The organism is Acinetobacter sp. LoGeW2-3, from assembly GCF_002688565.1.
In the GTDB taxonomy this organism is placed as follows: domain Bacteria; phylum Pseudomonadota; class Gammaproteobacteria; order Pseudomonadales; family Moraxellaceae; genus Acinetobacter.
In genome coordinates, this window is sequence record NZ_CP024011.1 from 2181467 (window position 1) to 2196978 (window position 15512).

Below are 15512 nucleotides of genomic sequence, written 5' to 3' on the forward strand. Positions count from 1 at the left end.
GTTATGTCGCAGCCACTGTTTGAAAAAGTTGCCTTTATCGGACTTGGCCTGATTGGTTCAAGTCTGGCGCGTGTCATCAAGGCCGAGCATTTAGCCAATGACATCGTGGCATCGACCCGCTCACAAAAAACCTTGGAAGATGCCAAAGCCTTGGGATTAATTTCCCAGGCATATGCGGATCCTGTGGACGCCGTCAAAGGTGCAGATCTGATCGTTCTGGCTTTACCGGTACGTGCAACGCAAAAGGTATTGGAAACCATCAAGCCATATTTAGCTGAAGGTACCATTATTACTGATGTGGGCAGTACCAAAGGCAATGTGGTAGATGCAGCCAAAGCTGTATTTGGTGACGCATTACCAGCAGGCTTTGTGCCGGGGCATCCAATTGCCGGTGCGGAACATACCGGTGTGCATGCAGGTAAGGTCGATCTGTTTGCCAATCACAAGGTGATTTTGACGCCGTTACCGACGAGTGCAGCGTGGGCCGTCGATAAACTGATTCAACTGTGGCAAGCGGCAAAAGCGGAAGTGATTTGCATGGATGTGGAAAAGCACGATGAAGTGCTGGCCCACACCAGTCATCTTCCGCATCTGATGGCCTTTAACCTGGTCGAACAACTGGCCAAGCGCGAAGACAATCTGGATATTTTTCGTTATGCTGCCGGTGGCTTCCGCGACTTTTCGCGCATCGCTGCCAGTGATCCACAAATGTGGCATGATATCTTTTTTGCCAATAAAAAAGCAATTCTCAGTGCCGTGGATGGCTTTGAGGCACAGCTGGCAATTATCCGCAAGCTGATCGAAGATGAAGATTCCCAAGCATTAATGGGCTTATTGGGACATGCACAGGCAGCTCGCCAGCATTTCAACCATATGCTCGCCAAGAAACCTTTCATGGAGAAAAATAACGTGACACAACAATTTACCATTCAGCCGGGTGCCAAGAAATTCCAAGGTAAATTTACTGTGCCAGGTGACAAATCTGTGTCACACCGTTCCATTATGTTTGGTGCCATCGCTGAAGGCACCACGCATGTGACCGGGTTCCTTGAAGGTGAAGATGCTTTAGCAACATTGCAAGCTTTCCGTGATATGGGTGTGAGCATTGAAGGCCCGAAAAATGGTGAAGTGACTATTCACGGTGTAGGCATGCAAGGCCTGAAAGCACCACAGTCTGCGCTATATATGGGTAACTCTGGTACGTCGATGCGTCTGCTTTCTGGCATGTTGTCAGCGCAGAAATTTGATTCGGTGATGACTGGTGATGCATCGCTGTCTAAACGTCCAATGGAGCGTATTGCCAAGCCATTACGTGAAATGGGTGCGCAAATCCAGACTACGGGTGAACGTGGTACACCACCAGTATCGATTACCGGTAATCAGAACTTAAAAGGCATTCAATACGACCTGCCAATGGCATCAGCTCAGGTGAAATCAGGGATCTTGCTGGCTGGTCTATGGGCGGAAGGTGAAACTTCTGTGACAGAACCAGAACCAACCCGTGACCATACTGAACGTATGTTACGTGCGTTTGGTTATGATGTGAAAACTGAAGGTAACCGTATTTCACTGCAAGGTGGTGGCAAGCTGGTAGGTACTAATATCCAAGTGCCATCGGATATTTCATCTGCGGCTTTCTTTATGGTCGGCGCGGCAATCACTGAAAATGCTGACGTGACTTTAGAAGCGGTAGGCATTAACCCGACTCGTACTGGTGTGATTGAAATTCTGAAACAGATGGGTGCCGACATCACAGTTGCAAACGAACGTATTGCCGGCGGTGAACCGATTGCTGATATTCGTATTCGTGGTACACGTACATTGAAAGGCATTCATATGCCGGAAGATCAAGTACCATTGGCAATTGATGAATTCCCGGCACTGTTCATTGCTGCGGCATGTGCAGAAGGTCAAACGATTCTAACTGGTGCGGCTGAGCTGCGTGTGAAAGAATCAGACCGAATCCAAGTTATGGCAGATGGCCTGAAAACCATGGGTATTGACTGCACACCAACTGATGACGGCATCATCATCGAAGGTAAAGGTAAGACAGGCGACTGGTCACCAATCTTTACTGGTGGTGAAATCGAATCACATCATGACCACCGTATTGCGATGAGCTTCTCGATTGCAGGCCTGCGTAACTCAGGTGAAATTAAGATTGTGGGCACTGAAACCGTCGCAACCAGCTTCCCGACGTTCACTGAACTGACTTCTCAAGCCGGACTGGCGATTGAAGTGACAGAATAATTCTAAAATTTATATGAAACAGCCAAGCTTTTGCTTGGCTGTTTTGTTTATATTGGCTTATGCTAAACCCATACAAGAAAAAAGCCATTTGGATGTAGCGATGCGAAAATTAAAATTTATGGCCAATACTCAAAGCCAGCAACAATTACAGGACAGTCGTGAGACCCAGGAGTATGTCGCGCAATTTCTTGCGGGCGAACTCGGAAAATATGGCTTTCAAACGCTGCCACAAAGTGGTGGACAAGTCGCTGTTGCAGTCGATGAGCATGCATTACCACTTTCAGTGAGCTGTGAAAGTCGTGACAGTGAAGGGCATTTTGTCTGTGAAATTGCATCTTATCCGGATGAAGGGCAAGATTGGCTGGATCGAATTACCGAACAGAGCCTGCTTAATCAGTTAGCGCAGGCAGTAGAAGCTTCACTCAAGGAACAAGAAAGCTTTACTGAATTCGAGTGGAAGAACTAAGTCTTTTCAAAACAAAAAAGCGGCCGTTAAGCCGCTTTTTTTATTGATATCATTTTACAACGTTAAAAAGCGCGTAATCGCAATACGCATCTGTTTTAGATAACCAGTAAAGAAATGGTTGGCACCAGGCAGGATGGTGAGCAAGTGGCGCTGCGGCTTGGCCCATTCGATCAGATCTGACAATAAGGTCACATCGTCGGCTTCGCCATGCAGGAATAGAATGTCACCTTTAATATGCGGTGTCACATAGTGGCGCAAACCTGCCACAGTCGCAGTTGGTAAGCCACATAAAATCATCTGCTTTGGTTGCAGTTCTACAGGCAAAACTGCATAGCTTTTGGCCATTACATGTGCACCAAAGCTAAAACCACCTGCATAAAATGGCAGACCGATATGCTGGCTACGAGCAAATTTAATGATTTCAAGCGTATCTTCAGTTTCACCATAGCCTTCATCGTGAACGCCTTCACTTTGACCGGAACCACGGAAACTTGGACGATAAACAACACAACCACGCTCTAAAAACATTTGTGCCAGCAATACTGGAACCTTATGTTGGGGCGTGCCGCCTTGCAATGGATGGGGGTGGCATACAACCGCGAATCCTTTCACTTCACCCTGAGGATAATCCACAAAAACTTCTATTTGACCTGCAGGACCCTGAAGGAAAATTTGCTCGGACATAGGAGAATCGATAAATGAGGGAGAGAAAGGTATATTTTAACGATTGTATTAAGCAAAAACATGAATTGGAATTAAAATAACTTGACTGATATAGTTTGATTAATCACTTTTTAACCAGGTTGGCTATGCTCGCATTAATTTCCCCTGCAAAAACTCTCGACTACGAAACATCTCTACCAACAGATCAGCATACCCAAGCAAGATTGCTGCAACATTCCCAGGAATTGATAGAAGTTGCTAGCAAGTTATCAGCAACAGAAATTGCCAGCCTGATGTCGGTAAGTGAAAAAATTGCCAAACTTAACGTTGAGCGTTTCCGTGACTGGCAACCAGAATTTGATCTGTCGAATGCACGACAAGCGATTTTTGCTTTTAAGGGTGATGTCTATACTGGCTTAGATGCTTATAACCTGAAAGATGATCATATTAATTATGCACAGGATCATCTGCGTATGCTTTCCGGTTTATATGGTCTGTTACGTCCACTTGATCTGATGATGCCATATCGACTGGAAATGGGAACTAAACTTGCTAATCCGCGTGGTCATAACTTGTATGAGTTCTGGGGGCATACCATTACTGAGCTGATTAATCATGATCTTGCAGCTGCGAATTCAGAGCTTTTGGTGAATATTGCTTCGGATGAATACTACAAATCTGTGAAGGAAAGCAAAATTCAAGCAGAGATTATCAAGCCAGTATTCCTAGATCAGAAAAATGGCAAATACAAAGTCATTAGCTTCTATGCCAAAAAAGCCCGTGGCCTGATGGCGCGTTTTATTATTGAAAACCAGATTGATCGGGTAGAAGGCTTGAAAGGTTTTAATACTGAAGGTTATTACTTTGATGCGGAGAGTTCCCTGAAAGGTGAACTGGTCTTTAAGCGTGATGAACAGCTGGCTGCTTAAGTAGACATAATGAATTAAAAAAGGATCACCTTTAGGTGGTCTTTTTTTATGCATGAATAATAAAGTATTAAAAAAGTGCATATTTTGAATTTTTATTTCTTGGAAATAAGAACTTTGCTATAAAAAGATGCATTAATTTCAAAGGGAAGCATTTAACTTTTGTTCAAATATCAGAGGGTAATGGTTGAAGATTCAAGTAGCACAAGGTAAATGGCTCTGTTAACGATTATGGCAAGCAATTAGAAGGGGATTAATTTAGTGCCCTAAAATAAATCAAATTACAGATTCATAACATAGATTACAATTCATATAAATTCTCACCTACTTTGTCACATGATTAATTGATAATTTGTCCACACAATCTTAAAAATGTAAAAGAATGCATATAATTATGAAAAGTTATGTAATCCCTGTTTGCGCGCTAGTGGTGGGTATTCTGGGGTATTGTGTCTATAAACAAATTGAAAATAAGCGCCAGCAAGCAGTGCTTCGCATCATTGAAGATGCCAAGAGTTCCTTGCAGGCAATTGAAGCCAAGCATATTCGTCATTAAGGTTTTATAGGGTTTAGAAGGCTGTTAACTGCATAAAATTAATTGCATTTATTAGATGACTGAACAGTTAAGAAGTGAATAGATAATTAAATTTAAATTTTAGAAACAATAAAAAATCAATGTGTTATAATTCTGAAAACGAAAAATTGGATCAGGTTTAAGTTATTGTAAATAATTGATTCAATTCATTTATTAATGAGCTGCATAAGGTTATGCAGCTTTTTTGTTTAGTTTTTTTGGATCTTAATTCACGGTTAATTTTTCACTGTGTTTTAAGATTACGTGACCCGTCGAATAGCGATGCTGGCATATTCGTTGCTAACTCATCCGCAAAATCCTTTACTTATAAAGTATATGGATTTTAAGGAATGCTCAGGCATAAAGTTTACTCAATAGGGGCTAGGTCATGACGACTCCTAATCCATCTTCCGAAAACATGCTGGAACGTCTGTTCAAACTGAGTGAAAACAAAACCAGTTTCCGTACAGAAGTTCTTGCAGGTGTGACTACATTCTTAACGATGTGTTACATCATTATTGTCAACCCGATGATCTTATCCGAAACAGGAATGGATCATGGGGCTGTCTTCGTTGCAACCTGTCTTGCAGCCGCGATCGGCTGTCTGGTGATGGGCCTTGTAGCGAACTATCCAATTGCGCTTGCACCCGGCATGGGCTTGAACGCTTTCTTTACCTATTCTGTGTGTTTGGGAATGGGTGTGCCATGGCAAACTGCATTGGGCGCAGTTTTTGTGTCAGGTCTGGTATTCATTGCCATCAGTATGTTCAAAATACGTGAGGCGATTGTCAATGCCATTCCAATGTCCTTAAAACTGGCGATTGGTGGTGGTATTGGTCTGTTCCTGGCGTTAGTTGCCCTGAAGAATGCAGGTATTATTGTTGATAATCCAGCGACCTTAGTCGGTCTGGGTGATTTGAAACAGCCAACAGTTATGCTTGCGCTATTAGGCTTCCTGCTCGTAGTCGTGATGCATCACTTCAAAGTGCGTGGCGCAATTATTATCAGTATTCTGGTGATCACTGCAATTTCTACAGCATTAGGCTATAACCAGTTCCAAGGCGTAGTTGGTGAGATTCCTTCACTTGCTCCGACCTTCCTGCAAATGGACTTCCAGGGGTTGTTTACTGCCAGCCTGATCGGCGTGATTTTCGTGTTCTTCCTGGTGGATCTGTTTGACTCGACTGGTACGCTGGTCGGTGTTTCACACCGTGCAGGCCTGTTAAAAGATGGCAAATTACCACGTCTGAAAAAAGCACTATTTGCCGATTCTTCTGCAATTGTTGCGGGTGCGGCACTTGGTACTTCATCAACAACACCTTATATCGAATCTTCTGCGGGTGTAGCAGCAGGTGGCCGTACTGGTTTGACTGCTGTTGTTGTTGGCTTACTGTTTATTGCCTGCTTGTTCTTGGCACCATTGGCACAATCCGTACCAGGCTTTGCAACTGCACCAGCCTTGCTGTTCGTTGGTGTGTTGATGATTCAGGGTATCGTTCATATTGATTGGGAAGATATCACTGAAGCAGTTCCAGCATTCTTGACCATTGTGTTTATGCCATTCACTTACTCAATTGCAGATGGTATCGCAATGGGCTTCATCAGCTATGCATTGATCAAATTGCTGACTGGTAAAGCATCAACTGTACCGTACATGGTATGGATTATTGCCGTATTATGGGCATTGAAGTTCTGGATGTTTGGCGGCTAATTTTTGTCAAATTCAGAAAGGGTGTAAACTCAGTTTGCGCCCTTTTTTATTTTTCTCAGGTTTAATCAGGAGTAGCGATGAACCGTCTTGAGTTGATTCAGGCGATGCCGAAGGCAGAGCTGCATGTGCATATTGAAGGTACTTTTGAACCTGAGTTAATGTTTGCGATTGCACAGCGTAATGAAATTGCCATTCCTTATCAGTCGGTAGAGGAAGTGCGACAGGCTTATAACTTCCATAACTTGCAATCCTTTTTGGATATCTATTATGCCGGTGCCAATGTTCTGATTCATGAACAGGATTTTTATGATCTGGCATGGGCATATTTTGAAAAATGCGCCGAAGACAATGTTGTGCATACCGAAATGTTCTTCGATCCACAAACCCATACTGATCGTGGTATTGCTTTTGAAACGGTACTCAATGGTTTGCAACGTGCCTGTGTGGATGCAGAGAACAAACTTGGCATTACTTCACATCTGATCATGTGTTTCCTGCGTCATCTCAGTGAAGAAGCAGCATTTGAAACATTAGAACAGGCTTTGCCATATAAAGATCAAATCATTGGGGTAGGGTTGGATTCGAGTGAAGTTGGCCATCCACCCTCTAAGTTTGAGCGTGTCTTCGCCAAAGCACGTGAAGCGGGTTTTCTGATCGTGGCGCATGCGGGTGAAGAAGGCCCGGCTGAATATGTTTGGGAAGCTTTGGATCTGCTGAAAGTGAATCGTATTGATCATGGTGTGCGTTCTGAGGAAGATCCGGCATTAATGCAACGTCTGATTACAGAAAAAATGCCACTGACGGTATGTCCACTATCCAACCTAAAGTTATGTGTAGTGGATGATATGAAAAAGCATAACATTCATCGCCTGTTACAGCAGGGTGTGCATGTAACTGTCAATTCAGATGATCCATCCTATTTTGGTGGTTATATGAATGACAACTTCATTGCCATTGCTGAGGCTTTAGATCTAAGTAATGACGAGCTAAAACAGTTGGCAATCAATTCATTTGAGGCTTCATTTATTAGTGAAGCGGACAAGGCAAACTGGATTAGCAAGATCAAAGCTTTAATTTTTAATTAAAATTGTTATAAAAGGTGGAGTTTGCTCTGCCTTTTTCTGTTGAATGAGTAGATTGATGAAAAAATATATTATGGCATTGTCCGTGGCTGGTTTGGCTTTCTGGACCAATAGCCATGCCGATATGAGCCTGACCCAGAAAGCTTTAAAACCAGTGATTGCCTATCAATGTGGTCAGGAACTAAAAGATTCCAAAGTCTGGAAGGTCTCGACCTTTCTAATGCAGGATGCCAATAAAGCTAAGCTGGAACACAATGTCTGCAACTGTGTCGGTGAAAAAGCGCTGAAAGATATTCCTGCAACGACTTTGCTTAAAGCCACGGTAAATGAAGAAGCCAAAAACCAATTGGCGCGTCAAGCCGTAGCGAATAGCCTGAAAGGCTGTGTACAGGAATTGATGAAATAGGGTGCTTTTAATACGAGCATTGTTTAATTGTGCAACTGACTGGCTAGACTGAAATAGTGATTTATTCACGCTGTAATTTTCGGCAAAATAGTGCATCTTTAATTCACCACATAGGATTTACAGTGAAAAAATTAGCAGCTGTACTTGCACCGATGGCTTTTGTTTTAACTGCTTGTGTTACCACTGACGGTACAACAGGTTCAACTGCTGCATCTACAGCGAACGGCTTGGCAATGGCTGCTGTGAAAGTAGGCGTGCAGGCAAAATGCGTCACTGAAATCAATAACAATACTTATTGGAAAACTGCTTCTAAAATCATGACTCAGACTCAACAGTCTGAACTGCAAACAGAAGTGTGTTCATGTGTTGCTGAAAAAGCGACTACCAGCGTAACTGCAGCGGATCTAGTTGTAGCAGCAATGGACAAAACTACCCAAGCAACTCTGGCTGCTAAAGTTGTGGCTAACTCGCTCAATGCTTGTGTTGTTGAAGTTTTGAAAAACTAAGCTGAATTTGCTTAAATTGGCGGCCACTTCGGCCGCTTTTATATTTGGGCTGAATAATTGAAGGAAAGATGATGCGAATTGCAGGTGTAGATGAGGCAGGGCGTGGCCCATTGGTCGGTTCAGTGGTGGCGGCTGCGGTCATTCTTGATCCAAATAATCCGATTGAAGGTCTGAATGACTCAAAAAAGCTCACCGAAAAGAAACGTGAGAAGCTGTTTGTCGAGATTCAGGAAAAATCGCTGGCCTGGGCAATTGCTGAAACATCTGCTGCAGAAATTGATGAGCATAATATCCTGCAAGCTTCCTTACTGGCGATGCGCCGCGCTGTAGAAGCTTTAAATATTCAGCCTGATCATGTACGGGTCGATGGCAACAAGATTCCTCAAGGTCTGGCGATGAGCTGTGATGCAGTAGTCGGTGGGGATGCACTCCATGCCGAGATTTCAGCAGCGAGTATTCTGGCTAAAGTGACTCGTGATCATCAGATGATTGAGATGGATCTGAAATTCCCACAATTCGGTTTCGCCAAGCACAAAGGTTATCCAACCAAGGCGCATTTTGAAGCAATTGCCTTACATGGGGTGATTGACGAACATCGACGCAGTTTTGGTCCAGTACGTAAAGCCATTGCAGCCATGCAGGAACAGAGTGAATTAGAGCTATAAGGTGTTTATAAAAAATACTTTATAAATACATATAATGTCTAAGTAAACTACGGTAAAAGTGCATAAAAAATTAAAGCGGCCTAGAGCCGCTTTATGGTTTTCCGCAGAAATTAACGATTAAAGTTATTCTGAGAAGAGGTATCGTCTTCGAATGAAGGTTGATAGTCCTGGTCAATATGTTGAAGATGTTCATGCATTGCACGTTCATGCTGAATACGTTGGTAAATTTCTTCACGGTGGACAGAAACTTCCTTTGGCGCATTCACCCCAATACGTACCTGGTTACCTTTTACGCCAAGCACAGTCACGCTGACTTGGTCTCCAATCATCAAAGTTTCTCCGACACGGCGAGTCAGAATCAGCATGTTTATCTCCTTGCAAAACGCTAAACGTGCATTCAATTTAGAATGTATGTTGAAACACAACTTGAAATCACAAGAGAAAATCGAACAGAGCACCACGCACCATCTTGGTTGGGATTATCATCTATTTAAATTTTCTATAAATCCTCGCCCTTAATATAACAGAGCCACTATAAAAAAAACTATAGTGGCTCTGATTTTTTATGAAGTTTTGCAAAATAATGTCTGACAGCGACAATAAATTACAAATCAATCATTAAGCACGTGCGCTTGATTCACCATGCTCGCGGTCAAGACCGAATGCAGTGTGTAGTGAGCGTACAGCAAGCTCCAAGTAGTTTTCCTCAATAATCACTGAAATCTTGATTTCAGAAGTAGAGATCATCAGGATATTGATGCCTTCATCCGCAAGTGATGTAAACATTTTGCTTGCCACACCAGCGTGAGAACGCATACCTACACCTACGATTGACACTTTCACGATGTCATCACGAGTTGCAACTTCACGTGCACCAATGTTGCGTGCAGTTTCTTCAAGAATCGCTTTCGCTTTCGCAAGTTCACCGCGGTTTACAGTGAATGTGAAATCAGTCGTACCATCTTCTTCTACGTTCTGGATGATCATATCGACTTCGATATTGGCATCACCAATCGGTTTAAGAATTTTAGAGGCAATACCTGGCTCATCTGGAACACCCAGAATAGTCAGTTTAGCTTCGTCGCGGTTGAACGCGATACCAGAGATAATTGGCTGTTCCATGTTGTCTTCCAGTTCAGTAGTAATAAGAGTTCCGACGTTATTTTTGAAGTCTTCGTCAAATGCACCATCATTGTCATTATCGAAGCTTGAGAGTACACGTAAAGGCACTTGGTACTTACCAGCAAATTCTACTGAACGAATTTGCAGGACTTTAGAACCTAGAGATGCCATTTCCAGCATTTCTTCAAAAGAAATTCGGTCAACCTTTTTCGCTTTTGGTGCAACACGAGGGTCAGTCGTATATACGCCATCTACGTCTGTGTAAATCTGGCATTCATCGGCTTTTAGGGCAGCGGCAAGTGCCACACCTGAAGTATCAGAACCACCACGGCCAAGCGTTGTTGTATTACCATTAGCATCAAAGCCCTGGAAACCAGCAACGACAATTACACGACCTGCATCCAGATTTTCAGTCAATACGTCAGTATCAATTGATTCAATGCGGGCTTTAGTAAATGCGCTGTCGGTTTTAATACCAACCTGGCGACCAGTCAAAGATTTAGCTTCAACACCGATCGAATTCAACGCCATTGCGAGCATGGAAATCGTTACCTGTTCACCCGTAGAAACCATTTGGTCAAGTTCACGTGGGTCAGGGGTTTCGGTAATGGCCTTCGCGAGAGCAAGCAGACGATTGGTTTCGCCACTCATTGCTGATACAACAACCACTACCTTGTGGCCGTGGTCATGCCAGCGCTTCACACGACGAGCAACATTGAGAATGCGCTCGGGAGTACCCATTGAGGTACCGCCATATTTTTGAACGATTAATGCCATAGTTGTTCCATATAAACCATGACCCTGATTTTCCGATCAGGGTCAGTTACACAAAATGAAGTTTTTATTTTGCTTCAAGCCAAGCTGCTAAATCAGCCATCACTGGAGCAAACTTCTCGTTAAGTGGCGCGCCACCTTGTGCCAAGTCAGGTTTACCACCACCTTTACCACCCAGCTCAGTTGCCAAGTGTTTGATGATGTCACCCGCTTTAATAGAAGCAGTAAAGTCTTTAGCCACAGATGCAATCAAGCTAACCTTGTCACCCTCTACACCTGCAAGAACAATGACTGCATTTTCTAATTTTGATTTCACACCGTCGTGCAGGTTACGTAGTGCTTTCGCATCCATACCCTGAACTGTAGTGATTAATGTTTTACGACCTGCAAGCTCTTGAACCTGACTTAAAAGTTCACCGGCTTGTAGGCTAGCAAGTTTTTGGTTCAGCTGTTCGATCTGTTTTTGCAATTGATGCGCAGTGTCCACCACAGCTTCAACTTTTTCGACTGTTTGATGGTTCTGTGCTTTTAACAAACCATTGATATATTGAACATCACGATCGACTTTCTGTACGGATTCAACAGCTTTAGTACCAGTTACTGCTTCAATACGACGTACACCTGCTGCGACACCACCTTCAGAAGTTATTTTAAACAGACCGATGTCACCAGTACGTTTGACGTGAATACCGCCACACAGTTCGATTGAGAAGTTTTTCTCGTCAATCACTGAACCCATAGAAAGTACGCGAACTTCTTCACCGTATTTCTCGCCGAACAGCATCATCGCACCTTTCGCTTTCGCAGATTCGATGTCAAGCAGTTCAGTGGTTACAGCTGTGTTGGCAATCACTTCGGCATTTACAAGACGTTCAATTTCTTGCAGCTGTTCAAATGTTACAGGTTGGTCGTTAGCAAAGTCGAAACGTAATACGTCAGAAGCTACCAATGAACCTTTTTGCTGTACGTGTGAACCCAGGATTTGACGCAGGGCAGCATGTAGCAAGTGAGTTGCAGAGTGGTTACGTGCAGTTGCGGCACGAATCTCAGCTTTAACCGTTGCTTCAACGTTTTGAGTAACTTTTAGATTACCCATAGTCACGATACCTTGGTGAACGAACGCACCACCAGATTTCTTGGTATCTTGAACTTCGAAAATGCCAGTATCGTTTTTGAAGAGTCCTGTATCACCGATTTGACCACCGCTTTCAGCATAGAAAGGAGTCTGGTTCAGAACGATTAATGCTTCGTCGCCTTCAACCACTTCGTCAACTTGCTCGCCATCTTTATAGATCGCGATGATTTGACCTTGACCTGCTGTCGCGTCATAACCTTCAAACTGAGTTTCGCCTTCAACTTTGACAACGCTGTTATAGTCGATTGCGAATTTACCTGCATCACGTGCACGTTGACGCTGAGCCGCCATTTCTTTTTCGAAGCCAGCTTCGTCAATGGTTAAATCACGTTCACGTGCGATGTCGGCAGTTAAGTCAGTTGGGAAGCCATAAGTGTCATAAAGTTTGAACACCACTTCGCCTGGAATCACAGAACCTTTCAGGTTGGCTAATTCACCTTCAAGCAATTTCAGACCTTGCTCAAGAGTTTTAGCAAACTGTTCTTCTTCTTTCAGTAAGGCAGCTTCGATCCGTGCTTTGTTTGCTTCAAGTTCAGGATAAGCAGCGCCCATCACATCAATTAAAGGCTGAAGCATTTTGTAGAAGAATGAACCAGTCGCACCCAGTTTGTTACCGTGACGAACTGCACGACGGATGATACGACGCAGTACATAACCACGACCTTCATTCGAAGGGTTCACGCCATCTGCAATCAGGAAGCAGCATGAACGTGCATGGTCAGCAACTACTTTTAACGACGCAGGGTATTCAACTGGTTTATTTTCAGCTTGTGCTTTTGCTTCAATGTCTGAAGTATCTAAACCAATGATTTCAGCAGCAGCCTTCAATAAGTTTTGGAACAGGTCAATTTCATAGTTTGAGTTCACGTGCTGAAGTACAGCAGAAATACGCTCAAGACCCATACCGGTATCTACAGAAGGCGCTGGAAGAGGGTGCAGTACGCCATCCGCAGTACGGTTGAACTGCATGAATACGTTGTTCCAGATTTCGATGAAACGGTCGCCATCTTCTTCAGGTGTGCCAGGCAGGCCACCCCAGATGTGATCACCATGGTCAAAGAAAATTTCAGAACATGGACCACAAGGACCTGTATCACCCATTGCCCAGAAGTTGTCAGAAGCGTATTTTTCACCTTTGTTATCACCGATACGGATGATACGGCTGGCATTTAGACCAACTTCTTTATTCCAGATGTCAAAAGCTTCGTCATCTGTGTGGTACACAGTTACGTATAATTTGTCTTTAGGCAGTGCTAGCCATTTGTCGCCAGTCAGGAATTCCCAGGCAAATTTGATTGCATCATGTTTGAAGTAATCACCAAACGAGAAGTTACCCAGCATTTCAAAGAATGTGTGGTGACGAGCTGTGTAGCCAACATTATCTAAGTCGTTGTGTTTACCACCGGCACGTACACATTTTTGTGATGTTGTTGCGCGAACATAATCACGTTTTTCCAGACCCAGGAAGCAGTCTTTAAACTGGTTCATACCAGCATTGGTGAACAATAATGTTGGGTCGTTGGCAGGAACCAGAGAACTCGACGCGACACGTGTATGCCCTTGCGATTCAAAGTAGCTTAAAAAAGCTTCGCGAATTTCAGCTGATGTCATAAAACGAGTACTCACAACCAAGTCACTCCATAATTTTCGATTTGGCAAAAGCAAGGCAGTCTGACAAGACGGTTGGTTCTTTGCTGCTATGCGGGGCTTAAATTTTTAAAAACGCCAAATTATAACGGAAAATGCCTGTTCGACCAATGATTTTCATATTTATAGATCATAAAACTCTAAGGAATGAATACCGGTGAATTCTGGAAAATGACCTGTAAAATCAAAAGCTATTGTCAGAACAGCGATTTATTTCAAATCTACCATGATGAAAGAGAGAATTGACTGTTGAAAAGCATGAATTATTCGGTGAAATATTGGACATGCTGTGTAAATTTTAAGGGATTTGGCTGAATAGTTATCAGTCAGCTGCATAATTCCATTAATATAGGGCGCTCAAAGTTTTATGCTGCTTAAGGGAATGTCGATGCAACGTATCGCAATTAATGGTTTTGGGCGAATCGGGCGCAATGTGTTACGTGCATGGTTTGAAAATCCGAAAGATTTTAATTTTAATATCGTAGCCATTAATGACATTGCTGACGTAGAAACCTTACTGCATTTGTTTAAATACGACACCACACATGGTCGCTTTCCAGGGCAGGTTGATCTGACTTATGAACAGGAACGTGTTTATCTGCATGTGTCTTATCAGGATGCCAGCTTAAAAGTCGAAGTTCTGCGTCAAGCCAGTCCAGCTCAGATGCCATGGCAGGAACTCAATGTTGATGTGGTGCTGGAATGTACCGGCCTGTTCCGTTCCCGTGAAGCGGCGACCCAGCATATTACTGCCGGAGCAAAACGCGTGATTATCGGTGCGGCACCGTTTGACAGTGTCGATGCCGCCATTGTTTATGGTGTAAACCATAATGATGTTAAAGACAGTGACCAGATCATTTCCAGCGTATCCTGTACTACACAGGCACTAGTACCACTGGTTAAAATTATTGATGATGCTTTTGGTATTGATACAGCATTGATGACTGAAATTCATGCGGTGACTGCGGATCAGTCTGTGCTGGATCACGCGCATCGTGACCTGCGTCGTGCCCGAGCTTCAGGGCAAAATATTATTCCGACCACATCTTCGGCTTTGGGTGCCTTAAAACGTGTCATGCCGAAAATGGAAAACCGTATTGATGGCTATTCGATCCGTGTGCCGACCATTAATGTGGCGGCGATTGATCTGACTTTTGTGACCCAAGCCAATATTACCGATCACCAGCTGAATGATGTATTAAGCAAAGCAGCGGCTCAGAATTATGCCGAGATCATGTCGATTACGGATGAGCCTTTGGTATCTTCAGATTTTAATCATTCCCCGTATTCACTCATTGTTGATATGACCCAGACCATGGTGGTGGGCAAGCAGGCAAAAGTGTTTGCCTGGTATGACAATGAATGGGGTTATGCCAACCGTTTACTGGATTTATGCCATTCTTTTAATGCATAAACCTCTTTAAGCTATGACTTAAGTAAATTCTGTGCTTAAGTATATTGATGTATAAAGAAAATTAAATTTCTATGCCAGTCGATATACGGGCTGGCATTCCGATAAAATCGTTACAATACCGCCGGTTTTTTTGATTAAGATAAAACTCAGGCGACTAACTAAAAGAGCAAA

General features: G+C 43.4%; 14 protein-coding genes. 10 read left to right on the top strand and 4 right to left on the bottom strand.

What is annotated here, in order from left to right; genetic code table 11:
- The first annotated feature begins 3 nt into the window (after positions 1 to 3).
- Together BS636_RS10610 and BS636_RS10615 are read left to right on the top strand one after the other, a co-directional pair.
- Positions 4 to 2250 (top strand): bifunctional prephenate dehydrogenase/3-phosphoshikimate 1-carboxyvinyltransferase, encoded by a 2247-nt coding sequence (locus BS636_RS10610; RefSeq protein ID WP_099338730.1) that lies wholly within the window; start codon positions 4 to 6, stop codon positions 2248 to 2250.
- Between the two features lie 100 nt (positions 2251 to 2350).
- Positions 2351 to 2716 (top strand): hypothetical protein, encoded by a 366-nt coding sequence (locus BS636_RS10615; protein ID WP_099338731.1) that lies wholly within the window; start codon positions 2351 to 2353, stop codon positions 2714 to 2716.
- 54 nt (positions 2717 to 2770) lie between these two features.
- On the opposite strand, the gene BS636_RS10620 is transcribed toward BS636_RS10615, so the two are convergent.
- The gene (locus BS636_RS10620; protein ID WP_099338732.1) at positions 2771 to 3400 is read right to left on the bottom strand and encodes an alpha/beta hydrolase; all 630 of its coding nucleotides are present in this window, start codon (positions 3398 to 3400) and stop codon (positions 2771 to 2773) included.
- Positions 3401 to 3525: 125 nt separating this feature from the next.
- Between BS636_RS10620 and yaaA the strand changes: the two genes are divergently transcribed.
- The 7 genes from yaaA (at position 3526) to rnhB (ending at position 9249) form a co-directional block, all read left to right on the top strand.
- Positions 3526 to 4308 (top strand): peroxide stress protein YaaA, encoded by a 783-nt coding sequence (gene yaaA / locus BS636_RS10625; RefSeq protein ID WP_099338733.1) that lies wholly within the window; start codon positions 3526 to 3528, stop codon positions 4306 to 4308.
- Between the two features lie 391 nt (positions 4309 to 4699).
- The gene (locus BS636_RS16305; RefSeq protein WP_171266010.1) at positions 4700 to 4861 is read left to right on the top strand and encodes a hypothetical protein; all 162 of its coding nucleotides are present in this window, start codon (positions 4700 to 4702) and stop codon (positions 4859 to 4861) included.
- A 406-nt stretch (positions 4862 to 5267) separates the two neighbouring features.
- A complete protein-coding gene (locus BS636_RS10630; RefSeq protein WP_099338734.1) occupies positions 5268 to 6590 on the top strand; it encodes an NCS2 family permease in 1323 nt (440 codons plus the stop codon).
- 77 nt (positions 6591 to 6667) lie between these two features.
- Complete coding sequence (locus tag BS636_RS10635; RefSeq protein ID WP_099338735.1) at positions 6668 to 7675, top strand: adenosine deaminase; 1008 nt, start codon at positions 6668 to 6670, stop codon at positions 7673 to 7675.
- 55 nt (positions 7676 to 7730) lie between these two features.
- A complete protein-coding gene (locus tag BS636_RS10640) occupies positions 7731 to 8078 on the top strand; it encodes a hypothetical protein (protein WP_099338736.1) in 348 nt (115 codons plus the stop codon).
- A gap of 122 nt (positions 8079 to 8200) precedes the next feature.
- Complete coding sequence (locus tag BS636_RS10645) at positions 8201 to 8584, top strand: hypothetical protein (protein WP_099338737.1); 384 nt, start codon at positions 8201 to 8203, stop codon at positions 8582 to 8584.
- A 71-nt stretch (positions 8585 to 8655) separates the two neighbouring features.
- On the top strand, positions 8656 to 9249 hold the full coding sequence (gene rnhB, locus BS636_RS10650; RefSeq protein WP_099338738.1) for a ribonuclease HII: 594 nt from the start codon (positions 8656 to 8658) through the stop codon (positions 9247 to 9249).
- 110 nt (positions 9250 to 9359) lie between these two features.
- Here the strand turns inward: rnhB and csrA are convergent, their stop codons facing one another.
- From csrA to alaS, 3 genes are all read right to left on the bottom strand, one after another.
- Positions 9360 to 9614 (bottom strand): carbon storage regulator CsrA, encoded by a 255-nt coding sequence (csrA, locus tag BS636_RS10655; RefSeq protein ID WP_004892562.1) that lies wholly within the window; start codon positions 9612 to 9614, stop codon positions 9360 to 9362.
- A gap of 253 nt (positions 9615 to 9867) precedes the next feature.
- On the bottom strand, positions 9868 to 11148 hold the full coding sequence (locus BS636_RS10660) for an aspartate kinase (protein WP_099338739.1): 1281 nt from the start codon (positions 11146 to 11148) through the stop codon (positions 9868 to 9870).
- A 64-nt stretch (positions 11149 to 11212) separates the two neighbouring features.
- Entirely contained in the window at positions 11213 to 13906 is a 2694-nt protein-coding gene (gene alaS, locus BS636_RS10665) for an alanine--tRNA ligase (RefSeq protein ID WP_171266011.1), read from the bottom strand.
- Positions 13907 to 14315: 409 nt separating this feature from the next.
- Between alaS and BS636_RS10670 the strand changes: the two genes are divergently transcribed.
- Complete coding sequence (locus tag BS636_RS10670; protein ID WP_099338741.1) at positions 14316 to 15341, top strand: type I glyceraldehyde-3-phosphate dehydrogenase; 1026 nt, start codon at positions 14316 to 14318, stop codon at positions 15339 to 15341.
- Positions 15342 to 15512: the final 171 nt, after the last annotated feature.